Genomic DNA, 25,494 nt, shown 5'->3' on the forward strand with positions numbered 1-25,494 from the left:
CCTCCTCCCCTTGATTTGATCGCCTCAGAGTCCGGCGACGCAGAAGTATTTGGTCTCCATGTAATCATCGAGACCTTGGCTTCCGCCTTCCTTGCCCATGCCGCTTTCCTTGACGCCACCAAAGGGCGCTTCGACTGTGGTAATGAGGCCGGTATTGATGCCAACCATGCCGTAGTCCAGCCCTTCATTCAGGCGGAAGGCGCGTGCGATGTCTCGGGTATAGGCATAGGCCGCCAGCCCAAATTCCGTATCATTGGCCATCTCGATCACGTCCTCTTCAGCCTCAAATTTGAAGACTGCCGCCAACGGGCCAAAGATTTCTTCCTTGGCAAACATCATGTCCTGCGTCGCGCCGGTGATCACGGTTGGCTCAAAGAAGCTGCCGCCGTTGGCATGACGCTTGCCGCCCTGCACCACGTCACCGCCTTTTGCGGCAGCATCTGCGATGAATTCCTCAACCTTGGCCACAGCGCCGTCATCAATTAGCGGCCCCTGCTGAACGCCATCCTCAGCGCCATTGCCCAGCTTCAGCGCCGCCACAGCCTCTTTCAGCTTCGCCACAAACGTGTCGTGAATGCCCGCCTGCACATAGAAGCGGTTGGTGCAGACACAAGTTTGTCCCATGTTGCGGAACTTCGCGATCATCGCGCCTTCAATAGCCGCATCCACATCCGCGTCGTCAAATACGATGAATGGCGCATTGCCGCCCAGCTCCATCGATACTTTCTTGACCGTATCTGCCGACTGACGGATCAGGGTTTTTCCGACTTCCGTGGAACCGGTGAACGTCACCTTGCGCACGTCAGGACTTTCCATGATCGCACCGCCAATGCCACGCGCCGAACCGGTCAGAATGTTCACCACACCGTCGGGATAACCTACGTCCTGACACAGTTTGCCCCAAACGAGCCCGCTATAAGGCGTCGAGGTTGCAGGCTTTGCGACAACGGTACAACCCGCCGCCAGCGCCGGTGCCAGCTTGCGCGCCAACATGGACGACGGGAAGTTCCAGGGCGTGATCGCCCCAACAACTCCGACCGGATGGCGGGTGGTCATCAGGCGACGGTCATTGCCCGGCGCCGGAATGATCTCGCCTTTCGCACGACGGATTTCCTCGGCAAACCACTTCACGTAAGCCGCGCCAATCGCGATCTCGCCTCGCGCCTCAAAGATCGGCTTCCCTTGCTCCGCCGTCAGCATCTGCGCAAGATCTTCCTGATTGTCCATCAGCGCATCATGCAGCTTGTGAAGGAGGCCGACGCGCTCTGAGAGGCTGGTGCGCCCAAATGTCTTGAAAGCTTCCGACGCCGCTGCAATGGCGCGTTCGGTTTCATCTCCCCCCGCGTTTGGAACCGTGCCAAGCACATCGCCAGTGGCGGGGTTCGTCACCTCAATGGCTGTTCCGCTGTCAGCCTTGATCCACTGGCCACCGATCAGGTTGGCCTCCATCATTAAACCGTTGAAGTTGCTCATGTCTCACCCTCTGAAAAGACGAATTGCGTGTGTTGAGTGTATGTCTCGCCCGGCCGCAAAACAGCCTGCGGGAAATTCTCGTGGTGATGGGCGTCAGGCCACACCTGTGGCTCCATCGCCAGTCCGGCATAGGCGCCCATTGGCTTGCCGTCCAGACCAGGAAGCTCAATTGCAATTTTTGCGCCGTCATATACCTGCAAACCCGGCTCTGTGGTGCGGCACAGCATCGACAGGCCCGACGTGGGACTGTGCAGTCTGGCCACAGTTCGGATTGCCTCTCGGGAGTCGCTGATACAGAAGTTGTGATCGACGTCATGCGACTGCGCCACCGCTGTCGAGGTGCGGAAATCAAACGGCGTCCCCGCCACATCCGTCGTTTCACCAGTCGGGATCAACTCCGCATCAACCGGCGTGTACCGATCTGCATCAACTTTTAGCGAATGCTTGGACACTGTCGGGCTGTCGTCCAGCTTGAAATAGCTGTGATGCGCCAATGAGCAGATAGTCGTTTTGTCGGTTTCTGCGCTCATGCGAATGTCGAAAACACCGCCCTCATGCAGCGAGAACCCAACCCGCGCCGTCAGTTCACCGGGGAACCCCATGTGCCCATCCGGCAAAACGATCTTCAGCGTCACACTATTGGCCGTATGATCCTCGACATCCCACAAGCGCTTGCCCGTGCTGTCCGCCCCGCCGTGCAGCGTGTGCTTGCCGATGAAGTTGCGATCCAGCTGATAGGTTTCGCCGTCAAGCTCCAGATGCCCGTCGCGGATGCGATTGGCAAACCGCCCGGCAGTGGCACCAAAATACGGCGATCGGGTCAGATAGGGGGCAAACTCACCAAAGCCCAAAACCAACGGCGCGGCATGGCCCGCCAGCCGCAAATCCTGCAACACCGCACCATAAGTCAGCACATGCGCCGTCAATTCGCCGCCTTCCAGCCGCACGCGCTGAACGGCGGTGCCGTCCGGCATTTGTCCCCAGTCTTCTATCATAGTGTGATCGCTTGGCCCGAACGGGCACTCTCCTCGGCTGCTTCCCCGACACGCACCGACCAAAGCCCGTCTTCAAGACTCACCTCGGGCGTCCCCTTACCGGCGCGCACAAGATCACGGAACCGCTCATGTTGGAAGAAGGTCGACCCGTGGTGGTCCCCCGCTGCCAGCACCTTCTCGTCAACGTCCACTTCCTCGACGGTCACCTCTTTGCTGCCGCGATGGGAAATCTCCACCTCAGAATGACGCTCTTTCTTGTCCACAGTGAACCGCGCAGGCCCCGGCACTTTGGCCTCTACCCGCGCCTTTTCACCTGTGACCGCTATGGTTTCTTGCCAATAGGAGCCTTCCGCAAACATGCACAGGTCCAACATCCCGCGCGCTCCGTTGGCAAAATCCACGGTCACATAAGCATTGTCCAAAATGTCCGGCGTCTGCCCTTCATAGGCCTCATCCAGATGGTTCACATCCACACCCGCAGAGGCATAAACCCGCACAGGATCGCTTTCCAAAGTCAGCCGCATCAAATCCCAGAAGTGGCAACACTTCTCCACCAACGTCCCGCCCGTGCGCACGTTGAATCGGTTCCAGTCGCCGACCTTCTCCAGAAACGGAAACCGGTGCTCGCGGATCGCCATCATGCGCGGCGTGCCCACGGTGCCGGCCTTCAACTCAGCCAGAAGACGCTGCACAGGCGGCATATAGCGGTATTCCATCGCCACCCAAACCGGTGCACTGCGCCCCTCGGCCTTGGCCAGCACTTCGGAGCAATGTGCAGAGGTGGTACAAAGAGGCTTTTCCACTAGAACCGGCAGCGGCGTTTCCAGCACATCCAGCAAGATCTCGTGGTGCGTGTCGTTGGGCGCAGCGATCAGCAACGCATCGACCAGACCGGACCCCAGCATATCTTTGTAGTCGCCAAACGCCTTGGCCGTGCCGCCCGATGTTTCCACCGACAGCTGCCGCATGCCTTCGTCCGGATCGCTTACAGCTGTCACTTCACACCCCTCAAGCAAATTGAGGTTGCGGATGTGCTCCTGCCCCATCATGCCAGAGCCGATCAGGCCATATCTTATCGTCATTTTATATCTCCAGAAGCGGCAGACCCATGGCCCCAGCCGCACCCTGCAATGCCACACGGTGATCACCGTAAACCAGCGCCATGTGATGTTCTAAGCCGCTTGCAATAATGTCGTCCAGAACCTCGTCGGCACCGCGCTCAAACCGCAGCACACCGGACGTGCCGGTAAAGCTCATCGGGCGTTTCAGCATCTCCGCATAGCTCAACACCATGTGGGGGCGACCATGCGCTTGGGAAATCCGCATCAAGGTGACGCCGCCTGCTTTTAGAGGGAATTGATAAAGCAAAGGTTGCCTACGATTGGTATGTATGGTCGCCTCGGCCTGCACCTCGGGATCAATCATCGACAACGGTGCCTGCCCGCAATGCCAAACCACGCCGGTGTTGTCCTCGACGTCCATATCCACCAGATCGGTCAGGAAAACAGGCGCATCCGCCGCCGCCGCCAGAACCATCTGCGTCAGTGCGCCGTAAATGTCGGCCTCACAGGCACAAGGCACCCGCGCCTCGCCCATCATCGACGCCGGTCCACAAACAGCCCCGCCATATTCGGTGAAGGTCTCTGGCCAACAACGAATGGCAAAGGCGCTATAGCCGCCCTGCTCCTTCAGCGTGTCCAAACCGACCTTCAGGCGCAGCGAGCGATCCAACTCTTCAGGATCAACCGCGTCCAGCCCCGTCAGCTCCGCATCCGCCTGCTTGCGCAAATCTGCCGCCGCTTCCGCCGGGGCCGCCCGCGCCAGATCAAACAGATCATCCAGCTGCAACTCATCCACCTCGACACCGGACAGCCCGCGCAGCGCGGCTTTGTCATAGGCACAGGTGTCAAACCCCACCGGATGTTCGCCAATCCGCGCAATCCGCTGTCCGTTCACAGCACGTGCAATCCGTTCACCGTCCAAAGTCGCCTCAGGCACAGCCCCCAAAACGAGCTTGCCAGACATCCGCTCTCCCGCCAGCAACGCCGCGAGATCGCCCGCCACGTCACCCGCCGGATCGGCATACAACCAACCAAAAGCGCGGTTGTTCAAGCCAAGCGCATGGCTCGCCAGATTGAGACCGCAGAAAGAGTTCAGCCGCAGCCGATCCCCCAAACGCGGCTCGGGAATGGACCAGATCGACAAAGGCTGATCAAACGCCGCGCCAATCGCCACTGTCATCGACGCATCGGTAAACGTCACCTGCAAGATCATCACCTGATCCACATCCGCCGCCTTCAGCGTTGCAATCCCGTCCCGCGTCGCCGCCTCATCAAACAACAGCTCCCGCGGCCCGACAACCTCATGCCCCGACGCATCAAGCGCCGCCAGCATCGCCGTCAGGTTTTCCTCGGCAAAAGGCACGTCAAACGTCGGACGCCCCAATGGCAAAATGCCCAGTTTCATCGCCATTCCCTCAGATATCCGCGTAGTCGGCACGGAACGCCGCACCATCCGCAATCAACCGCGCACCACCTTCGCCATAGCAAGCATGCTGTGCCCAATTCGCCGCCTTTGCATCCGCCAAAGCACTGATATCTTTCATATAGTCCACGGCATCGCCTTCAAGCCCCGCGCGGATCGCGTCCCAATCCGGATAGGCGTTGAACGCATCCAGCCAGATCGCCCGCCCGGCAAGGAAGCCCGAAGCCCCCGCCTTGAACGCATGATCCAGCACATTGCGGAACTCCGCCTTGCCGGCACCCGCCGACAGCATCACCCAAGGACGGCCCGCCAGACGGCCCATCTCGTCAAACACCGCCTGCACTTCCGCAGAACCATCCGCATCCGCCGCATTCACAGGGCTTTCCAGCTTAAAGACGTCGACGCCATACTCCGGCTTGGCAAACTCCTCGACCGAGGCCAGCACGTCGTCGGCCTTCTTGCCCTTCATCTCCACGTATTCCTTGGTCTGATGCGCATCCGCCGCCAACGGGTAAACCAGCAGCTCAAACAGGAACGGAATGTCGTATTTCGCGCAGTCCTCACCAATCTGCTTCACGTAATCCTTCTGCGCCTGATTAACCTCATCGCTCGCATCCGGCCGATACCACGCCAGCACCTTCACCGCGTCGCCGCCCATACGTTTGATCTTGCCCACCGACCAATTGTCGATGCTCGCAGACAGCCGACCACCCGGTGTTTCGGTGAACAGGCTGTCTTCCAAGGTGACCACCAGCCCCTTGTGCGGGATCAACGTGTCAAAGCTGTAGGGAATGGCATAATGCGGATCGAGCAGCATCGCAGTCGAATGCGCCTGAAGGCTTTCCACCAGCATGCCCTTGAACTTCGCCACCTGATCCCACGGTGCCTGATCCACGCCCAGATGTTTGGCAATCGGGCCTTTGATCGGCGGACGCTGGTCCACCGCAGTCATCTTGTAAATGCCGTTCTCATCCGCCATGCGGCGCATACCGCTCAGCTTACCAGGGGTGAGAGTGATCATCGCGTCGTCTCCTTCAGGAAGTCCTCAAGCGCGGCGCGGCTCGGTGCTCCGGCCCGCCCGCCTTTTGTCAAACATTTCAATGCCGCCGCGCCGTTGGCATGGCGAATTGCTTCTTCCGCGTCGTGGCCCTCGGCCAGCATCAACGCAAAAATTCCGTGCCAGACGTCACCCGCGCCCAGCGTGTCAATCGGGGTGATCCTGTGCGCCGGCACATGGCGCACGGCGTCGCCATCCGTGTACCAAACGCCATCCGCGCCATCGGTCACACAGGCCCAGCACTCATGCGCCGCGGCAATCGCCAACAACGCGTCTTCAATATCCATATCGGGATGCACATCGCGCACCCCCTGCATCGACAGCGCCACATGACTCGCCGCGCGCATCAAGGCCGGATCAATCGGCGCTTCGCCATCCAAAACACCAGGAATGCCGCGCGCCTTGGCCAGGCTTAAAGCCGCCAATCCCGCATCCACGCGCCGCGTGTCCGTCAGCACAGCGCCGACACCTTCAAGCCCGTCAAACCAATCGGTCGCCAAAACCAACCCAGCCCCGCGAAAATTCACGATCTGGCGCTCCCCTTCGGCATCAATCAAGACCGAGGAATAGGAACTCTTTGCCCCCGCCGTGCGCGTCACGTTGGACACATCGACGCCTTCGCGCGCCAAATCTTCAACGATCATGTCGCCGATGCTGTCGTCCCCCAACCGCGCGCCAAGCACAGCCTCGCCGCCCATCCGCGCAATCGCCACCGCCGCATTGGCCGCACAGCCACCGCCGACAATCGACGCCTCCTCGGTGCCGTATTTTTCCGGCAATCGCGGCAAAGCCTCTAGGTGAAAGACAAAATCCACCACCGCTGCGCCGACGCACAACACCTTGCTCATTTCGGCACCTCCAGCCCGCTGGGCACACTCTCCGGCACGCCCAAGCGCCCTTTGACCGATGCCGTGCCCGTCAGGCTATGCAAAAACGCCACCACCTGCGCCACTTCGGCATCGCTCAGAACAATTTCATCAATATCCGCCCGCGCCGACAGCCGCTGCCGCTCCCGCTTGTCGTCAAACGGCCGGAAATCCGCCTTCTCCAACCAAGGCACCTCGGGCAGAACCGCATTGTTGGTGTCCCACGCCTCAAACGCCGCGCGCGGGTTCAGATGATGGCGCACCATCATCTCCAGATCGTCATAAGCCCCGTTGTGCCCATAGGGCGCGGTCAGCGCCACGTTGCGCAGCATCGGCGTGCGGAAACGATACGCATCCTCAAGCCGATCACTCGCCCCCATGCGCCCCACATCGCGCACCACCGGATCCCACTGCCGCGTCTTGCCGGGCCCGAAATGCGGCAACATCAGCGCGTGAAACTGCTGATCGCTCAACAGCTTACCGGAATGACAGCTGCTGCACACTGCCTTGCCAAAAAACAGCGCCATCCCCGCCTTCTGCTCCGCATTCAGCGCAGTGTCATCACCACCTAGGTAGGCATCAAACGGGCTGTCAAAGCTGGTGAATTCGTGATTTTCAAAAGCCGCAATCGCATTCACGATGTGGGAAATATTGATGTCCAGCGCCTGATCCACATCGTCAAATGCCGCGATGAACATCTCCGCATATTCAGGGATCACCCGCACCCGCTTCGCCACGATGGGCCAGACACTGTCGATCCGGTCATAGACCGCACCCGCAATCTGGTTTTCTTTCGGGTTGCCGGCCATTTCGAACTCGGCCGTCATCGGAAACAGCGCCTGCGCCGCCAGAATGCTGTCCAATCCTTCCGGAAGCCATTCCTGCGCCGGACTGTCAAAACCGTTCTCGTAAATGTCACTCACCGACAGGCGACCGTCGTGAAACATCACGTCAATCTCACGCGCCCCAAGGTTCCAGAGCGCGGGCGCGTTGCGCGGAATGCGCTTCACGATCTTCGCATCGCCCTGCCCCGGCGTCCGCTCCCGTCCAAGCCCCTCACCGCCCTCACCAATGCCAAGGCTCAGCCCGTCACCCGACCCCATCTCGGGATGGTGACAGGTGGCGCAGGCGATATTGCGGTTGCCCGACAACAGCGGGTCAAAAAACAGCAGCTGCCCGATCTTGGCTTTCTCCAGATCGACAGGGTTAAAATCCGCCTCTTGCAACGGCTGCGGAAGCGGGGTCCCATACGCGGGCGCACACACGAGAGCGCCCAGAATTACGACGAGGAAAACAGGATGAAACGCATTGTTTTTGCTGCACTTTTGGCAAGCGCAACGCCCGTCTTTGCGGAGATCGAAACCGGCCGCGATCTGATGGACGCCAAGCGCTTTGAAGAGGCGATGGCGGAGCTTTTGCCAGCCGCCAACAGCGGCAATGCCGAGGCCGAAGAATTGATCGGCGTGATGTACGCTTTGGGCCTCGGTGTGGAGCGTGACGACGTCCGTGCGTTTGAATGGTATCTGCGCGCCTCTCTCAAAGGTCACGCGGGGGCTCAATCCGGCATTGGCTGGTACTACGAGGTTGGCCGCGGCATGCCCGCTCCTGACCTCGTGCGCGCCTACATGTGGTACACACTTTCCGCTATCGGAGGCGATCCGGATGCGGCCATTTCCCTTGAGGAAGTGGTGAAAAAGATGACGGACGAACAAATTCAAAAGGCCCATATTCTGGTGGATGACTACCGGACGTGGCTGTACCCGTTCCGGTGAATTTTGCGGGACGGGCCAATCCGGCCCGCCCCAAATTTGTCAAATCACATCAAGTGATTACTTCAGGTCTTTCATCATACCCGCCTCGATGTCAGCCTCGGCCTCAGCCACCGCAGAAGTCAGCGCGCCAAAGATCTCTTCGCCGCCTTTCACGTTGGACTTGAACCAGTCATAAACCGGCGCCGCCGCTTCTTTGAACGCGGCCTTTTCGGCTGGAGTCGGCACATAAAGGTCGCCACCGCCTGCAACGAAATCCTCGTAGGCTTTGATCGACTTGCGCTTCGGCGAAGCAAACGTCGCCTGCTGCAGAGCGGAGAAGCCGTCCACGATCACGCGACGCATGTCTTCCGGCATGGACTGGAACTTGGCGTTGTTCATCCACCACAGCGCGCCCATGTAGGCGTGACCGTCCAGCGTCACGTACTGCAGGCCCGCATCGGGAAATTTCATGCCCATGATGTCGGTGATGCCATTTTTGGAGCCTTCCACCACACCGGTCTGGAATGAGGTGAACAGCTCTGGCCACGGGATCGGCGTCGGGGACGCACCCAGCGCGCGGACCAGTTCCTGCGGCAGGTCCGCAACCACGGTGCGGATCTTCAGGCCTTCCATGTCGGACGGAGACGCCACGCGACGTTTAGTGTTGGCAAAGTTGCGCCAGCCGCCGGTGTTACCAATAGTCATCAGGCGGATCGCATCGCCAGAATCCGCCAGCGCCATCTCACGCATCTTGCGGGTGAAATCGCCCGCCAGCACAGCTTCGGCAATACGGTCGTTTGCCATCAGATACGGTAGATCAAGCACCTGAACATAGGGGAAGATACCGGATGCCCCCCCCGAGGTTGAGATATAGACGTCGATCGTACCATCAGCCACGCCTTGCAGACATTCCGCGCCCTTTGCGCAAAGCTGTGTGCCGATGAAAAGCTCAACCTCGATCGCCCCGTTGGACGCGCTTTCCACGAAGTTCTTGAACACCACGAGACCGTCATAGTCCTCGTCGTTCTCATTGGAGTTTGCGGTCGCGCGGATCGTGTAATCCGCCGCTTGCGCCGCCATCGCCGTGGTCGCCATAAGCGCCGCAGTGGCCACCGCCTTAAAGGTTTTGCTGAACATTGTTATCCTCCCTGATAAGTTCAAGCGTTTGATGTTACTGCACAAATCCTGTCAGTCTTGGTATTGTCATGGAAATGGCAGGCACATAGGTGATGAGGAAGATCACAAGGACTTCCACCAATAGGAACGGCAAGATCGCCTTGGCGATGGTCTCGACTTTTTCCCCCGAAACCGAACTCGCGACAAAAAGCACAAGCCCCATCGGCGGCGTCGCCAGCCCCACCGTCAGGTTCACGCTCATGATGATCGCGAAATGTACCGGATGCACGCCGAGATCGACGAAGATCGGCCCCAAAATCGGCCCCAGAATAATGATGGCGGGCCCCGCATCCAGGAACATGCCCACTGCGAACAGGAGAACGTTGATAAGGAAGAGCAAAATCAACGGGTTCTCAGAAAGGCTCAGGATAAAGCCCGCCATCGTTTCGGGGGCATGGCTGAGGCTGACAACGGTTTTGAACGCCACAGCCGCGCCCACGAGGAGAAGAACGGTCGAAGACGACAAGGCCGCGCGCATTAGGATACCGGGCAGGTCTTTGACCTTGAGAAGACGCAGGATGAAGAAGCCAACCAACAGCGCGTAGGCCACAGCCACTGCGGAGGCCTCGGTGGGGGTAAAGACCCCGACCAGAATGCCCCCCAGAATGATGATCGGTGTCTGAAGCGGAACCACCGCCTTTTTGCAGATGATGCGGAAATCCGGTGTCACCGTGCCGCGTGCCCGCATCAAAATCAGATGTGCCACAGGCAGGAAGACAAGGAATATCAATCCGTTGTGGATCGAAATCTCGACAGCCGAAGCCCGCAGGATCGCGGCGACGCCAGCGAACAGCCCCATGAGCAGACCGGCAAAGTTGATCCGCAACAAAACGAAACTCACCCCCGCCTCTATCGGCGAAATCGTCTGGCCTGCGGTCACAATCCGCTCGGCCTTTGGCAGGTCATATTTGTCCGCCAACAAGCGCACCATCACCATCAGGCCCACACCGACCAAAATGCCCGGAACGATACCCGCAAGGAACAAAGCTGCCACGCTTTCCCCCATGACATAGGCATATATGATCATGATGCCCGACGGCGGAATGATCGGCCCGATCACCGAACTCGCAGCTGTGATCGCCGCCGCAAACTTGCGCGAGTAGCCGTTCTTCTCCATCGCCGGAATGAGCGTAGATCCAAGCGCCGAAGTGTCCGCCACTGCTGATCCCGAAAGGCCTGCGAACAGGATCGAAGACAGGATATTCACATGCGCCAGACCACCGCGTAGATGCCCCATCAGGGCTTGCGAAAACTCCACCAACCGCGTCGTGATCCCGCCGCGGTTCATCAATTCCCCCGCCAGCACAAAGAACGGCAACGCCATCAGCGGAAAGCTGTCCATTCCATTGTAAACATTGCGATAAAGAAGGGCGATGTCGCGCTCCTGACCGTTTAGCCACAGCAACAGACCGGGCGAAAGCAGCAGCGCGAAGAACACGGGCAAACCGATGACCAAAAAGACTAAAAAGAGCGGCAGAAAAAACCCAAGCATCAATCCGCTCCCAACATGTCGTCGATTTCATCTCGAGTTGGCTGGGCGGTATCTGGAGCGACCAATTCCATCACTGTGCGGAGGATCATCTCGACCGTGACCGAGATCAGCAGGACAACACAGCAGAGCAATGACCCATACATGAATTTGAGCTTCACCTTGAAGCCTTCCATCCCGACCCACTCCAGCGGCACCCGCAGTGAAGAGCTGTCAAATTTTCCGCCAAAACCAAACGTATGCGCATAGCCATGCTGTACAGCGATTACCAAAACCCCCAGTGACATCGTCAAAAGAACCAGCGTCAGCAACAAAGCCGGAACCCGCGGCAAGGCACTGGGCAAAGTGTCAATTGCAACAAAACCGCTCCATCGCATTGCAGACGGCGCCATTAACCCGACCATCCACAACATCAGAAACCGCGCGGCCTCGTCCGGCCAGGCAAGGGCGTTGTTCAACACATAGCGACAAAACACCTGCGTCAGTATCACCACAACCATCAGCGCCAGTGCCACCACCGAGACGCGGCGACCCAGACGCAAAATGAGGGTGTTTACCCACGCGAGCGGGCGCAAAATGAAAAGCATCGACGGAACATCCTCCCAAAAGTCACGTCGCAACCACACCCAAGTGTGATCCAGAGTTCGTTGCTTTCGATTAGTCTACAAAACGAACATAATCGTCAAGACTCGAAAATCAGCGACCGACCACGAACCGCACGTCATTTTGGTCGGCCATCGCCTTCATCTCGGGTGCGAAGTGGCGATCGGTCACAAGCGTATCAACGTCGGATATCGACCCAAACGTCAGCGGAGCAAGTTTGCCAAACTTGCTGCTATCTGCGGCGAGAACGACATTTCGCCCGCTCGCGATGATGGCGGAACTGACTGCGCTTTCTTCAAGATCATAGTCTGCCAAAGTGCCATCAGCGCCCACTCCAGCCGCCCCAACAACGGCAACGTCGGCCCGAAATTTACGGATAAACTCGACCGCAGATGCACCCAAAATAGCACCATCCGCGTGTCGTACAATTCCGCTGGGCACAATTACCTGAACGCCGACACAACTCCTTAACTCATTGGCAAGATTTACAGAATCTACCACAACTTTAAGACCAACGTGATGAACAAGATGACGAGCAACAGCAAGGGTAGTAGTGCCGCCATTCAAAATCACATTGGAATGGTTCGGGATTTCAGCCGCTACTGCAGCCCCAATCAAGTCCTTTTCTTCGCGCTGTATCTCGCACCGGACATCAAAGCTTGCGTACTCTGTTCCGGCGGCAAGTGTCGCCCCGCCATGAAACCGGATGATCTGATTATCCCTGGCAAGGGCATTTAGATCTTTCCGGATGGTTTGCGGTGTTGTTTCCAGCAACTCCGCGAGACTATCCACAATCGCACGCCCGTCGCGTTTAAGCAGCTTCAAAATCTCTGCCTGTCGCGCCTTTGTCGTCACCCGTGACTTCATTCGCACCTCCTTGAACTTTCGATTTGTAGACAAAACGAAAGAGCAACTCAACAAACGAATGATTCGAACCCGCACACTTGACTGTACAACCTTTGACGGGTGCCATTTGACGACATCGACGGCCCCGACTTTGGATCAATCCGCTTGAAACAGTGCCTTCGTCAACTTTCTCGCTGCCCGCACCAACAGGTCACGCCTTTCCAATGCCTCTGACAAGGCCAGGCGCTGTGTAGGTCCATGATAGGCCAGCCCCGCCACGAACCGCCCGGCGGGATCCAGAACCGGAACTGCAATTGCGACCATGCCCTCCATGAATTCTTCCTGATCCAAGGCATACCCTTGCCGCCGTATCTCACCGAGTTCCGCCAGCAACTCCTGCGGGTCCACCAAAGTCCTGTCGGTCATCTTTGCCAGCGACATAGAAGCCACTAACACTTCTCTTTTCTTTGGCGAAAGACTTGCCAGAAACGCCTTTCCACTCGCGGTGCAATGAAACGGTACACTTGTACCAACAGGCAACTGAATTCGAAACGGCCAGTCGGTTTCCACACGATCAAGATAGTTCATGCCAGACTCACCAGGAACCGCATAGTTCACGGTTTCTCTCACCTCTTCTGCCACCTCCTCCAATATCCTGTGGCGGGCAATGTGATCTCTTGAGTTGTGCAGCAATCCTGAGCCCAAATCACGCAACCTGCGTGCCACTTGATACTTTTTGGCGTTCCCAGGTCGGGTAAGGAATCCGTTTTCCTCCAACGTAACACACAGCCTATGGACCGTTTGCTTGGGCAGTCCGAGCTGTTCATTTATCTGCGTCGCCGTCATTGCCTGATCACTTTTCCCAAGCACTTCCAGGATCAGAAGTGTCCTGAGATTTGTCGGTACTCGATCTGCGGAAGTCACAATATCTGCCCTCAATTCAAAAAAAAGATGCATTTGAGACGAATCACTGTAACGTCAGTTTTTGCCGAAATCGAGATTAAAAGTCTCATTTTTTGATATTTGGAGAAAAATGGAGTTCGACTTCATCATCGTGGGAGCTGGATCAGCGGGATGTGCGCTGGCGAACCGTCTGTCGGCAGACGGCAAACACTCGGTTGCACTCATCGAGGCTGGCCCCGTCGACCGGAACCCATGGATTCACATTCCCGTCGGGTATTTCCGGACAATGGGCAATCCGAACACTGACTGGATGTATGTCACTGAAAACGATGAGGGCATCGCCGGAAGAAGCATTTCCTGGCCTCGAGGGCGAGTGTTGGGCGGGTCAAGTTCAATCAATGGTTTACTATATGTGCGGGGGCAGCCGCAGGACTACAATCATTGGGCCCAACTCGGATGCATCGGTTGGTCTTGGGACAATGTCTTGCCTCTCTTTCGTCGCTCCGAAACGTGGCACGGTGAGCGCTCCAATGACCTTCGCGGTACAGACGGACCGCTTTCGGTTCAGAACTCCCGCTTATCCAGAGAGATCGTCGACACGTGGCTTGAGGCGGCTGTCGCTGCTGGCTACAGGCGCACAGACGACTACAACAGTGAAGATCAAGAAGGGGTTGGCTACTTTCAACTAACTATGAAGGGCGGGCGTCGCTGCTCCTCGGCGGTTGCCTACCTCAACCCAGCCAAGCGCAGAACGAATCTGGAGATTCTCACGGACACCCAGACGGAGAGGGTTCTGATCGAAGAAGGGCGTGCGATTGGCATACGGGCGTTCCAAAACAATCAAGCGATCGACATCCACGCCCGCAAAGAAGTCATCCTAAGCGCCGGAGCGATCGGTTCGCCGCAAATTTTGATGCTGTCCGGCATTGGAGACCCCGAAGACCTCCAGCCTCATGGGATCAACGTCCGAAAGGACTTGAAGGGCGTCGGTAAGAACCTACAGGATCACCTTCAGGCCCGCCCCGTTTTTAAAACCAATCTGAGCACGATCAACACCGAAGCCAACAACATCTTCAAGCAGGGTATGATGGCCATCCAATATGCCCTCACCCAGCGCGGTCCGATGACGATGGCCGCGAGCCTCGGCACCGGTTTTCTGAAAACTGAATCCCACTTGGAAACACCAGACATTCAATTTCACATTCAACCCTGGAGTGCCGACAAACCAGCGGATGGGCCGCACAGGTTCTCAGCATTTACGGCCTCCGTTCTACAGCTGCGTCCAGAGAGTGCGGGTCACCTGACATTGCGATCTGCGCGGATGGAGGATCACCCGATCATTCATCCAAACTATCTGGCAACCGATCTGGACTGCAGAACTCTTGTCAAAGGCATACAGATCGCACGAAAAATTTCGCGAACCGATCCACTAAGCTCCCACATAACCGAAGAACACGCTCCAGGTGCGGGGATTGCACTTGAGGACGAGGCTGCCACCCTTGAATGGGCGCGCCAAACGTCCGTCACCATCTATCATCCCACCGGCACCTGTAAGATGGGTGTTGATGACATGTCGGTCGTAGACCCGAAACTCAGGGTTAGAGGAATTGACGGACTGCGGGTCGCAGACGCGTCCATCATGCCTCAGATCGTTAGCGGAAATACAAATGCACCCTGCATCATGATCGGCGAAAAGGCAGCCGACCTTGTGTTGGAGGATGCCATGCAGTGATGCGTACGCAACCAAGTTTCAATCCGCCGTGGAGGAGATTGGCGGGTTGGACTCAACAGCTCTCGGGCGGAGCCTTCAGCCCTGAGCGAAAATAAGAATGCCGAAGGCGAAACCTTAGGGAGGAAGAAACGTGCTTAAACTGAAACATGTAGCCGCCAGCGCAGCCGCACTGGCACTTATGGCTTCGACAGCGATGGCCGAAAAGGTACTGCGTATCCAATCGGTTCTGCCATCAACAGCCGACGAAGTATTTATGTTGAACGAATTCGGCAACGACGTCGCTGCGCTGACCGGAGGATCTCTGACGATCGAAGTACTGCCAGCAGGCGCTGTTGTTGGTCCGCGCGACATCATGGATGCCGTTGACGCAGGCCTCGTCGAAGGTGGCTTTGCCTGGACCCATTATTGGGGTGGAAAACACCCGGCAGCCAACCTGTTCGGCGCGCCAGTGGCGGGCGCTGGTGTCGGTCTGGACAACATCGCGTTCCTGTCATGGTTCCAATACGGCGGCGGCAAAGAGCTTTATGACCGTCTTTGGGATGAGATGGGTGTAAACGTAAAAGGCTTCTTGCTGCAGCCCGTCGGCCCCGAGGCTTTGGGCTGGTTCCCGGAACCGATCAAATCCATGGATGACTTCCGTCAAATGCGCTTCCGCGCCCCACCCGGTATGGTTGGTGCAGCTTACGCCGACGTGGGTGTTCCAGCAGTCGCAATGGGCGGCGGCGATATCCTGCCCGCGCTTGAAAAGGGCACCATCGACGCAGCTGAATGGTGCTGCCCGAAGCCAGACTCGGTCTTTGGCTTCCAGAAAGTGCTCAAGCACTACTATCTGCAAGGCTTGCATCAGGTTGTGGTGAACGCAGACATGTACGTGAACCGCGACTTCTACGACTCGCTTAGCGATCTCGAGAAGAAGGCACTGGAAGTTGCCGCGAACGCGTCGCTTTCCAAGTCGATGTCCTATCGCATCTGGGAAAACGGCAAAGCTCTGAAAGATCTGACCGAAAACCACGGCGTCATTCTTGAAGACACTCCGGCAGACTACTTTACCGAGTACATGGCCGCCGCAAAAAGGGCTCTTGAGGCCGCGGCAGCCGACAACGAGTTCTTTGCGGAAGTCTGGCAGTCCCAAAAGGACTTTGCTGACATCGCGGTTCCGTTCTGGGCTGGTGCGCAGGCATCAAACGCAGGTCTTGGTAAGGCCCATGCAGACACTCTGAAATGACAAAAAGCCGCGCTCCGGAGCAACACTCCGGAGCGCGGCATTCTCCCGAGATCCGACCCCGTATTGATAAGCTGCCCTTCTATATGGGCCGCTTTTGAATAAGGGGATCTTTACATGGCAGACGAAGTCAATCCGGACGAACTCGAAATCGCCGACGAACTGATCGCGGAGCGCCGTGCGGAGGCGCCCGGAGAAACGCCCGATGACATGACGCCTTGGCAGCGTCCGATCACTGCCGCCATTGACCTGATCAACTATCGGGCAGGTCAGCTGACTTCGCTTTTGATGGTCCCGCTGATCGCCGTGGTTGTCTATGAAGTGTTTTCCCGAAATGCTTTTTCCATTTTGTCCAATGCCGGCTTTGAAGACTTTGCCCGGGGGCTTGGACTAGGTCCAACACTGTGGGTCTATGACACAAGTCGAATGCTGGCGGGTGTGCTGTTCATGGCCGCCGCAGGATATGGGTTGATGCGCGGCGTTCACATCCGCGCCGACTTTCTTTATCGGAATTGGTCCCCCAAAACACAGGCGACAGTAGATGCCACGTTGTATTTGCTGTTTTTCATCCCTTCGATGATCTTCTTCACTGTCGTTTCCGCACAGTTTTGGTGGCTGGCTTATTCCACTGGTGAAACCATGCAGATCGATAGCGCTTGGGGGCCTCTCCTCTGGCCTGCACGCACGGCAATGCCTGTTGGTGGTTTCCTTCTTCTTTTGCAGGGCATCCCCGAAATTTTCCGCGCCTTTCACAAGATGGGCAAAGCCCGCGAACGGTGGTTTGTCAGGGCCCTACCGCTCTACTTGATTGGGCTTACATGGCTGGTGCTTGCGGTTTTCACGCCTGACATCGTTCCTGGAGGGGAATGGTTCACCGAATTGATGAAGGCCCGCCCTCAAATCTCCAAACCAACCATCGGGCTGATCATGCTTTGCGCGATGCTGTTTGTGATCTTCATTGGATTTCCGATCTCCTTTACGCTGATTTTCCTCGCGTTTGTATTCGGCATCTGGGGCGCCAATTTCAAACTCACCACGCTGTTGATGACGCTCAACACCAACTCCACCATGCTCAATGATCAACTGATGGCCGTACCGCTGTTTGTTCTGATGGGCATTGTTATGGAGGCTGCCGGTCTCATGGAGAGGCTGTTTGCGTCGATCCAGATGATCATGGCCCGTGTGCGCGGTGCATTGTTTATTGCGGTCCTGATCGTTTCGACCATTTTTGCAGCGGCCACCGGTATCGTGGGAGCATCTGTGACGTTGCTGGGCATTATGGCCGGCGCCACCATGAGCCGCTCAGGGTACAATGTGCAACTTGCGGCTGGCACAATCACCGCTGGCGGCACACTTGGGATCCTGATCCCACCATCAATCATGTTGATTGTGATGGGGCCTGTGCTGGAAGTGTCCACCTTGGATCTGTTCCGTGGGGCGTTTATTCCAGGTGCGTTGCTGGCGTCACTCTATCTGTTGTATACGCTCGGTCGCTGCTGGCTGAACCCCGAGCTCGGCCCGATTCTTGCAGAGGAAGATCAGCCGGAAACCTCGCGGTACTACGGTGCAGAAGTGGCGCTAATCTGTTTGGGGGTGCTTACTCTATGTCGCGTCTTCGGACTGGGGTTGGGCGGCGCCTTTGGCGGGTTGGTCCCATTCGGTGGGCTTTTCGTAATGGCGGCGACAATGGCACTGGCCTATGCGGGCTATAGAAATTTGACCGCACTGCGTGTTTTGCTGCCAATTGCCGTTCTCTTTCATGTTTTCATGATTTTCGCCAACTTTGGTGACGCCGGAGAGGTACCCGTTTGGTCTGTCATTTTGGCCTTGTTCATTGCATTCCTCGCCTATCTTGCGCGTCCAATCTATCGGGCCGAAGCCGATGGAAGCTTCTACTTCTCAAGTTTGTGGGACGAGTTTTTTGCCGGCTTGATGCCGCCAACCATCCTTATTTCCTTCGCGCTGGGATCCATCTTGCTCGGCCTTGCAACACCCGCCGAAGCCGCCGCCATGGGTGCCTTCGGTGCAATCCTGCTATCTGTCGCCTACCGCAAGTTCACCATTCCCAGTTTCTTTGATTCACTGATCAAAGCGTTGGAAATCACGGTTCTAATCATGTTCCTCGTGGCGGCGTCCAATTTCTTTGGCGCCCAATTCAGCGCACTTGGCACCCCCAAGATGATGACCGAATTGCTCTTGGGTCTCGATATGTCACCATATCTGATCCTGATTCTGGTGATGTCGCTGATATTCTTGCTGGGATGGCCGTTGGAGTGGGTTCCAATCGTTCTGATTGTGGTTCCGATCCTGTTGCCGACAGTGGAATCTCTGGATGTCTACGGTCTGGAGCGCTACGACCTTATGGTTTGGTTCGGCATCCTTGTCGCGGTCAACCTGCAAACGGCGTGGCTCTCTCCGCCAGTCGCGCTTTCCGCTTACTTTCTCAAAGGCGTCGTCCCCAACTGGGATCTCAAAGACATCTATCTTGGCATGATGCAATTCATGTTGGTGCAATTGCTCGGCCTCATCCTTCTGTTCATTTTCCCGCAACTGGTGCTGTGGCTCCCGGCGGTCATGTCAGGTAACTAATCAATGCAAACTAAACGATCTTCACTTTCCTATCTCAAGTGGCCTTTGATCACGACGGTGATTGGCCTCGGATTGACGGCCTGGTTGGGCTGGGCCACCGAAGGCACCATGTCGGGAATGATGTCCTTTTTGATGGTCGGCACGGTTCTGGCCGCTTTGGAAATCGCCCTGTCTTTTGACAATGCGATTGTGAACGCAAACAAACTCGAAGAAATGACACCGGTCTGGCGCCAAAGGTTTCTGACCTGGGGTATTCTCATCGCTGTCTTTGGAATGCGGATTGTGTTTCCATTGGCAATCGTCGCCATTTTTGCGTGGATCAACCCGTTTGAAGCTATGCACCTCGCCTTGTCCGATCCGGACGAGTACGCCGAGATTATCGGACATGCCCATGGCCCGATCTCCGCGTTTGGTGGCACGTTCCTGATGATGGTGGCGCTGAAGTTCTTTATTGATGAAGACAAATCGATTGATTGGATCGGCGTGCTGGAAAAAAACCTACGCCTGTGCGGGTCGATCCGAGGATTTGAAATCGCCTTTGTGTTGGTGATCGTCCTACTGATTTCGCGCTCTGTTCCTGGTCCGGAGATGGCCCCGTTTCTCACGTCAGCCGTGATGGGATTGCTGGTGTTCACCATGGTAGATGGTCTCGGCACCTACCTGGACAACATGGCTGGCTCCACCGCGTCAATCGGAGCCAAAGGAGGTTTGGGCGCGTTTCTTTATCTGGAGGTTCTGGACGCCAGCTTCTCGTTTGACGGCGTCATCGGGGCCTTTGCCCTGACCACCAATATTCTATTGATCGCGATTGGTCTTGGCATCGGCGCTATGTACGTCCGGTCAATGACAATCATGCTCGTAGAACGCGGCACCTTGGCTGAGTTTCGGTATCTCGAGCATGGCGCCTTCTACTCGATCTTTGCCCTTTCAATTGTGATGTTCCTGCAACCGCTGATGCATGTGCACGAACTTATCACAGGCGGCGTGGGAATGGTGTTGATTGGTTTCGCCTTCACAGCCTCAATTATTCACAACAAGCGCGAATTTTGATCACGCGAACAGACAGGACACGAAAATGGCACGGACCTATCTCAAAAAGGCGATGTTGACGTCCAGATCGGATGCTGGCGACACAGCGGCCACAGTCACCGAAATTCTTGCTGATATTGAAGAACGTGGAGAGGTCGCGGCGTTGGAATATGCCGCAAAGTTCGACCAATACGAAGGCAATGTGCACCTGACGCAGGACGAGATCGATGCTGCGTGTGCGCTGGTGCCGCAAAGGCTGAAGGATGATATCCTCTTTGCACACGACAACGTCCGTCGTTTCGCTGAGGTTCAGAAAGCCACAGTTCAGGACGTGCAGTACGAAATCAACCCGGGCCTGATTGCCGGTCAAAAAGCAATCCCTGTGGCCGCCGCGGGCTGCTATGTGCCCGCCGGTCGTTATCGTCATATCGCCAGCGCAATCATGACGGTTACGACCGCCAAAGTGGCAGGGTGCAACCATATTGCTGTATGCTCTGCCCCCCAGCCGGGCGTCGGGCTCTATCCTGCAATCGTTTTTGCCGCCCATGCCTGCGGCGCAGACAAAATCATGGCAATCGGCGGCGTGCAGGGTATTGCCGCCATGGCGTTTGGCCTATTTGGCCAACCCAAAGCCAACATCATCGTCGGACCCGGCAACCAATTCGTCGCCGAAGCGAAACGCACACTTTATGGCCGTGTCGGCATCGACATGATAGCAGGACCAACCGACAGCCTGATATTGGCAGACAAAACAGCAGACCCGCACATCGTGGCCACCGATCTCGTCAGTCAGGCCGAACATGGCTACAACTCACCCGTTTGGCTGGTTACGGATCACCGTCCCCTCGCCGAAGATGTTCTCTCGCGGGTTCCGGATCTGATCGCAGATCTTCCCGATCTGAACCGCGAAAACGCTGAAGCGGCGTGGCGCGACTATGCCGAAGTCATTGTCTGCGAGGATCGCGAGGAAATGGCCGCCACATCGGACGCCTATGCGCCAGAACACTTGACGGTGCAGGCAGAGGATCTGGACTGGTGGCTTGATCGACTTCTTTGCTACGGCTCTCTGTTCCTCGGCGAAGAAACCACCGTGTCTTATGGCGACAAAGCGGCGGGGACAAATCATGTTCTGCCCACCTCGGGAGCGGCCAGTTATACTGGCGGTCTGAGCGTCCATAAATACATGAAGATGGTCACATGGCAGCGTGCGACCCGCGAGGGCTCTCGAAAAGTGGCCGAGGCCACGGCGCGCATTTCCCGACTTGAAGGTATGGAAGGACATGCGAGAGCGGCGGATGTCCGGCTTGCCAAGTACTTTCCAGACGAAACCTTTGATCTGACCGCACATGGTTGACCCAACCAGCCTATTTAACTTGCAGGGCCGCGTGGCTCTTGTGACCGGAGCCAGCTCTGGCCTCGGCCAACGCGCAGCGCAAGTTTTGCACGCCGCGGGCGCCAAGGTCATCGCCGTGGCACGCCGCCAAGACAAGCTCAGAGAGCTCATCGCAGATCTGGGCGAGGGTAGCGCATTTGTCGCTGCGGACATTGGCGATCGTGCACATTTGGCTGACTTGGCAAAGGAAGTGGCAAAGCCTTTGGGCGCGCCGGACATTTTGGTCAATGCCGCGGGCATCAACACACGACAAGCCGCAGACGACGTAACCCGCGACGGATGGGACAAGACACTGGAGCTCAATTTGTCAGCGCCGTTCTTCCTTGCTCAGGCCCTGGTTCCCGACATGAAGCGAAGAAAATGGGGGCGCATTGTGAATTTCGCTTCACTTCAGACAACCCGCGCTTTTCCGGCAGGAATTGCCTATGGTTCAAGCAAAGCCGCGGTCGGGCAACTGACCCGCGCGATGGCTGAGGCATGGTCTGCCACCGGCATCACAGCCAATGCGATTGGCCCCGGCTTCTTTCCGACAGATCTGACAAAATCTGTTTTTGGGGACGCCGACAGAGCCGCCCGCAATGCGGCACAAACGTGCATCGGCCGCAATGGCGAACTGAATGATTTGGATGGCCCGCTGTTGTTTCTTTGCTCTGAGGCGTCACGCTTTGTGACGGGCCAAGTGCTCATGGTGGATGGGGGATTTACGGCAAAATGAAAGCCCTTGTTTATGAAGGTGTAGAAACGCTTGCGGTTCGCGACATCGCCGCACCAACTCCTGCCACAGGCGAGCATCTCGTCCGCATTCACGCTTCGGGCATCTGCGGCTCAGACATGCACGCCTACCTTGGCCACGATGATCGCCGCCCCGCTCCGCTGGTACTTGGTCACGAGGCTGCAGGCGTTGTTGAGACTGGGCCCCTACAAGGTAAAAAAGTGACCATAAACCCGCTGGTGTCTTGCGGCACCTGTGACATGTGTCGCGTGGGTCGCGAGAACATTTGCGCAGATCGCCAGATCATCTCGATGCCGCCGCGGGAAGGCGCATTTGCAGAGTATGTGGCAATACCGGAAGCCAATCTTGTGTACGTACCGGACACCTTCCCACTGGAAAAAGCCGCGCTTTGCGAACCTCTCGCTGTGAGCTGGCATGCTGCGAAACTCGCGCTGAAAAATCAGCCGGATGACCCGCCTCAACGCGCCTTAGTGTTTGGTGGCGGTGCAATTGGCCTTGGGGCCGCGTTGGCTCTCAAGGCGATGGGACTGACTGACATCGAAATTGTCGATCCGAACCCTCTTCGGCGCGACTTTATTAAGGCGCGATGTAAATTGCACGCCGCGCCGGCTCCTCAAGCCTCCGCGCCCGTTGTTATTGATGCCGTGGGATACGCCGCTACCCGCGCCGCCGCGTCTGAATGGGTCACTCCGGGCGGGGTCATCGTTCACGTCGGCCTCGGCGAAAATACGGGCGGCATAGACGTCCGCCGGCTGACCTTACAAGAAATCACCTTTGTCGGAAGCTACACATACACCGCTCAGGATTTCCGTGAGACCGCGCAAGCCATGTTTGAGGGCCGCCTTGGTATGCTGGACTGGTTCGACGTCAGACCATTGCACGAAGGCGCGCAGGCTTTTCGAGATATTCGCGCCGGCACGACCGCTGCGCCAAAAATTGTTCTCGATCCGCGATCTCAGCCCGTTCACGAAAGGACCTCAGATGTATAAGAAAATTCTCGTCCCCTTGGCATTGGACCACGGCGTTTCGGAACGCACCTTGGCAACGGCCAAGGCCCTTTGCGCCGAGGATGGCAGCATCACAGCCTTGCATGTCTATGAAATCCCGCGCGGCACCGTCAGCACGTTCATGGGTGAAGATCATATCCAACAGGGGTTTGATGCGGCCTTTGCAGCTCTGAAAGAAAAGGCGCGGACCGTACCGAACGTGAAAGTGGAAATCGTCAAAGGCCACGCATATCGGTCCATCGTCGAATTCTCAAAACAAGGCGACTTTGACTGTATCGTTATGGGGTCTCACAAGCCCGACGTCAGCGACTTTTTAATCGGTTCAACAGCAGCACGCGTCGTGCGCCACGCGCCTTGCACCGTGCATGTGCATCGCGAATAACAGGAGACTTCAATGAACATCGACAAACGCATAGCCGACGATCTCGTCGCCAATGGCGTTTCTTTTGTCACAACGGTTCCATGCAAACAGCTGGCCGGTGTGATCGAGGAAATCGACACCCGTGACGACATTTTCCACATTCCGTCCAACAAAGAGGACGAAGGAATGGGCCTGTGTGCCGGCGCCCACATGGGCGGACAGCGACCAGCCATCATCATGCAAAACACCGCATTGGGTGTGACAATCAACACGTTGGCTACCCTGATTCAATACTACCGAATGCCACTACCAATGCTGATTTCCTACCGCGGGGAACTGCGAGAGCCGGTTGCCTGTCAGGTAGAAATGGCGGTTCACACCAAGGCGCTTCTGGCGCAACTCAATATCCCGACTTACCACTTCCACTGGCAGAAAGACGTCGAAGAGTTCGACAACATTCTGAAGTACACATTTATGTGCAACAAGCCCGTCGCCATTTTGACCGACGCCAATTTCTGGGGAGGCTACGGCGACCAATGATCCGCTCTGAAATCCTGAAAGAAATCGCCCCAATCCTTCGCGACCAGCTAGTGGTGTGCAACATTGGCATTCCATCACAAGAGCTGCATGCGATCGACGATCAGCCGACAAATTTCTATATGCTGGGCACCATGGGGCTTGCATCCTCTATCGGTCTGGGACTGGCACTCACACAGCCCAAAACCGTCATCGCGATCGACGGCGACGGTTCTGTTCTGACCAATCTCGGAACCCTTCCGACGATCGGCAACAACGCTCCTGACAACTTCATCTTGATGATTGTCGACAACGGCTCCTATGGCTCCACCGGCGATCAACCGACCTATACCGGCAAGAAAACGGACCTCGCCGGCATGGCTCGCGCCGCAGGTTGTGACAATGTCGTAGAAGTGCAGGACGTTGACACGGGCGCCGCTTTGCAAAAGGCCATTTCCGAGAAGAAACCAACTGTCATGGTTGTAAAATGCGACAGTGGAAACGCGAAAATGCCGGTCATCACAATGGATCCGGTGGTGATCAAAGACCGCTTTATGAAAGCTGTCGCAGCCAGCTAGTTGGCTGTCTCACAAGAACCAAAGACAACAGGCCGCCAGTTAAGCGGCCTGTTGTATCGGCAGGGATTCCAAATCCCCCGCAGCGCATACGTTGCGCCCGGCCAACCATGCCATGCGCCATCACAAACCGTGAGACCCCCAACCCGTACGCCAGTACGGCCCATTATCCTTTGGCAAATGAGCCGGTTTCGCTCAGCGCATTTCTTGCTTGCCTGCGCAGCACAAATCCTCTTCGCCAACTACGGGCTTAGAGGCAAAACACAGTAGCAACACTACTCGGGACACAATTATGCCCTCGTAAATCGAGCGCATCTTGGGTTGCGGAATGTGTCGCGCCATACCGCTCGGCAAAAAGCTGCCTGCAATAGGAATAAGACCGCCAGAATATTTGTTAACAGTGCCTTAAGCCAACACAAGCCTTGTACCCAAACCGAAGCCGATGCATGCTGTTGGAACTTCAGGGCACTCTTTCGCCCATTAATTTATCAAGTTTTCTAGGCTCCATTTGGGAGGAAAAAATGCGCTTCTTAGCAAGAACACCCAAAGTCATGCTCGGATTGATCGTCGCGACATTCGCCGCGCCGACATTTGCCATGGCTCAAGACAAGCCCAATATTTTGGTGATTTGGGGTGACGACATCGGCCAGTCCAACATCTCTGCATATACCCGTGGGATGATGGGCTATCAGAC

The 25,494-nt window shown here is 56.9% G+C and carries 23 protein-coding genes; 11 read left to right on the forward strand and 12 right to left on the reverse strand.

The window, feature by feature from the left end:
* Nucleotides 1–24: 24 nt before the first annotated feature.
* The 7 genes from BM069_RS08110 to BM069_RS08140 are packed head-to-tail and all read right to left on the reverse strand — an operon-like array spanning nucleotide 25 to nucleotide 8,140.
* Nucleotides 25–1,473 carry an NAD-dependent succinate-semialdehyde dehydrogenase gene (locus tag BM069_RS08110; protein ID WP_093322688.1) on the reverse strand — a complete coding sequence of 483 codons (1,449 nt, stop codon included), beginning with the start codon at nucleotides 1,471–1,473 and terminating at the stop codon, nucleotides 25–27.
* Entirely contained in the window at nucleotides 1,470–2,468 is a 999-nt protein-coding gene (locus BM069_RS08115; protein ID WP_093322691.1) for an aldose epimerase family protein, read from the reverse strand. Before BM069_RS08115 ends, BM069_RS08110 begins: the two co-directional genes overlap by 4 nt.
* A complete protein-coding gene (locus BM069_RS08120; protein WP_093322693.1) occupies nucleotides 2,465–3,550 on the reverse strand; it encodes a Gfo/Idh/MocA family protein in 1,086 nt (361 codons plus the stop codon). Before BM069_RS08120 ends, BM069_RS08115 begins: the two co-directional genes overlap by 4 nt.
* 1 nt (nucleotide 3,551) lies before the next feature.
* Nucleotides 3,552–4,934 carry an L-fucose/L-arabinose isomerase family protein gene (locus BM069_RS08125; RefSeq protein ID WP_093322867.1) on the reverse strand — a complete coding sequence of 461 codons (1,383 nt, stop codon included), beginning with the start codon at nucleotides 4,932–4,934 and terminating at the stop codon, nucleotides 3,552–3,554.
* Nucleotides 4,935–4,944: 10 nt separating this feature from the next.
* On the reverse strand, nucleotides 4,945–5,973 hold the full coding sequence (locus BM069_RS08130; RefSeq protein ID WP_093322696.1) for a tagatose 1,6-diphosphate aldolase: 1,029 nt from the start codon (nucleotides 5,971–5,973) through the stop codon (nucleotides 4,945–4,947).
* On the reverse strand, nucleotides 5,970–6,857 hold the full coding sequence (locus BM069_RS08135; RefSeq protein WP_093322699.1) for a PfkB family carbohydrate kinase: 888 nt from the start codon (nucleotides 6,855–6,857) through the stop codon (nucleotides 5,970–5,972). Before BM069_RS08135 ends, BM069_RS08130 begins: the two co-directional genes overlap by 4 nt.
* The gene (locus BM069_RS08140) at nucleotides 6,854–8,140 is read right to left on the reverse strand and encodes a cytochrome-c peroxidase (RefSeq protein ID WP_093322702.1); all 1,287 of its coding nucleotides are present in this window, start codon (nucleotides 8,138–8,140) and stop codon (nucleotides 6,854–6,856) included. Before BM069_RS08140 ends, BM069_RS08135 begins: the two co-directional genes overlap by 4 nt.
* Before the next feature lie 33 nt (nucleotides 8,141–8,173).
* On the opposite strand from BM069_RS08140, the gene BM069_RS08145 reads away from it, so the two are divergent.
* Nucleotides 8,174–8,647, forward strand: a complete 474-nt coding sequence (locus BM069_RS08145) for a tetratricopeptide repeat protein (RefSeq protein ID WP_093322705.1) — start codon at nucleotides 8,174–8,176, stop codon at nucleotides 8,645–8,647.
* Nucleotides 8,648–8,704: 57 nt separating this feature from the next.
* Here BM069_RS08145 and BM069_RS08150 read toward each other — a convergent pair whose 3' ends face one another.
* From BM069_RS08150 to BM069_RS08170, 5 genes are all read right to left on the reverse strand, one after another.
* Nucleotides 8,705–9,763 (reverse strand): TRAP transporter substrate-binding protein, encoded by a 1,059-nt coding sequence (locus tag BM069_RS08150; RefSeq protein WP_093322708.1) that lies wholly within the window; start codon nucleotides 9,761–9,763, stop codon nucleotides 8,705–8,707.
* 34 nt (nucleotides 9,764–9,797) lie between these two features.
* Nucleotides 9,798–11,294 (reverse strand): TRAP transporter large permease, encoded by a 1,497-nt coding sequence (locus BM069_RS08155; RefSeq protein ID WP_093322710.1) that lies wholly within the window; start codon nucleotides 11,292–11,294, stop codon nucleotides 9,798–9,800.
* Entirely contained in the window at nucleotides 11,294–11,878 is a 585-nt protein-coding gene (locus tag BM069_RS08160; protein WP_093322713.1) for a TRAP transporter small permease, read from the reverse strand. Before BM069_RS08160 ends, BM069_RS08155 begins: the two co-directional genes overlap by 1 nt.
* Before the next feature lie 109 nt (nucleotides 11,879–11,987).
* A complete protein-coding gene (locus BM069_RS08165; RefSeq protein ID WP_093322716.1) occupies nucleotides 11,988–12,761 on the reverse strand; it encodes a DeoR/GlpR family DNA-binding transcription regulator in 774 nt (257 codons plus the stop codon).
* Between the two features lie 135 nt (nucleotides 12,762–12,896).
* Nucleotides 12,897–13,697, reverse strand: a complete 801-nt coding sequence (locus BM069_RS08170; RefSeq protein WP_170846704.1) for an IclR family transcriptional regulator — start codon at nucleotides 13,695–13,697, stop codon at nucleotides 12,897–12,899.
* Between the two features lie 76 nt (nucleotides 13,698–13,773).
* Here BM069_RS08170 and BM069_RS08175 point away from each other — a divergent pair, with 76 nt between their 5' ends.
* From BM069_RS08175 to comE, 10 genes are all read left to right on the forward strand, one after another.
* The gene (locus tag BM069_RS08175; RefSeq protein WP_093322718.1) at nucleotides 13,774–15,375 is read left to right on the forward strand and encodes a GMC family oxidoreductase; all 1,602 of its coding nucleotides are present in this window, start codon (nucleotides 13,774–13,776) and stop codon (nucleotides 15,373–15,375) included.
* A 130-nt stretch (nucleotides 15,376–15,505) separates the two neighbouring features.
* The gene (locus BM069_RS08180) at nucleotides 15,506–16,600 is read left to right on the forward strand and encodes a TRAP transporter substrate-binding protein (protein ID WP_244503566.1); all 1,095 of its coding nucleotides are present in this window, start codon (nucleotides 15,506–15,508) and stop codon (nucleotides 16,598–16,600) included.
* A 114-nt stretch (nucleotides 16,601–16,714) separates the two neighbouring features.
* Complete coding sequence (locus BM069_RS08185) at nucleotides 16,715–19,186, forward strand: TRAP transporter large permease subunit (RefSeq protein ID WP_093322724.1); 2,472 nt, start codon at nucleotides 16,715–16,717, stop codon at nucleotides 19,184–19,186.
* 3 nt (nucleotides 19,187–19,189) lie between these two features.
* The gene (locus BM069_RS08190; RefSeq protein WP_093322725.1) at nucleotides 19,190–20,236 is read left to right on the forward strand and encodes a DUF475 domain-containing protein; all 1,047 of its coding nucleotides are present in this window, start codon (nucleotides 19,190–19,192) and stop codon (nucleotides 20,234–20,236) included.
* 25 nt (nucleotides 20,237–20,261) lie between these two features.
* Nucleotides 20,262–21,569, forward strand: coding sequence for a histidinol dehydrogenase (hisD, locus tag BM069_RS08195; RefSeq protein ID WP_093322728.1), 1,308 nt, complete (start codon nucleotides 20,262–20,264; stop codon nucleotides 21,567–21,569).
* Nucleotides 21,562–22,323, forward strand: coding sequence for an SDR family NAD(P)-dependent oxidoreductase (locus BM069_RS08200; protein ID WP_093322731.1), 762 nt, complete (start codon nucleotides 21,562–21,564; stop codon nucleotides 22,321–22,323). Before hisD ends, BM069_RS08200 begins: the two co-directional genes overlap by 8 nt.
* Nucleotides 22,320–23,330: a zinc-dependent alcohol dehydrogenase gene (locus BM069_RS08205; RefSeq protein ID WP_093322734.1), complete on the forward strand. Its 1,011-nt coding sequence runs from the start codon at nucleotides 22,320–22,322 to the stop codon at nucleotides 23,328–23,330. Before BM069_RS08200 ends, BM069_RS08205 begins: the two co-directional genes overlap by 4 nt.
* Nucleotides 23,323–23,730 (forward strand): universal stress protein, encoded by a 408-nt coding sequence (locus BM069_RS08210; RefSeq protein ID WP_093322736.1) that lies wholly within the window; start codon nucleotides 23,323–23,325, stop codon nucleotides 23,728–23,730. The genes BM069_RS08205 and BM069_RS08210 overlap by 8 nt, the downstream gene beginning before the upstream one ends.
* A 12-nt stretch (nucleotides 23,731–23,742) precedes the next feature.
* Entirely contained in the window at nucleotides 23,743–24,249 is a 507-nt protein-coding gene (gene comD, locus BM069_RS08215) for a sulfopyruvate decarboxylase subunit alpha (protein WP_093322739.1), read from the forward strand.
* Nucleotides 24,246–24,803 carry a sulfopyruvate decarboxylase subunit beta gene (gene comE, locus BM069_RS08220; protein WP_093322742.1) on the forward strand — a complete coding sequence of 186 codons (558 nt, stop codon included), beginning with the start codon at nucleotides 24,246–24,248 and terminating at the stop codon, nucleotides 24,801–24,803. Before comD ends, comE begins: the two co-directional genes overlap by 4 nt.
* Nucleotides 24,804–25,494 lie beyond the last annotated feature (691 nt).

Origin of the sequence: Shimia haliotis (assembly GCF_900114415.1) — a bacterium.
In the GTDB taxonomy this organism is placed as follows: Bacteria; Pseudomonadota; Alphaproteobacteria; order Rhodobacterales; family Rhodobacteraceae; genus Shimia; species Shimia haliotis.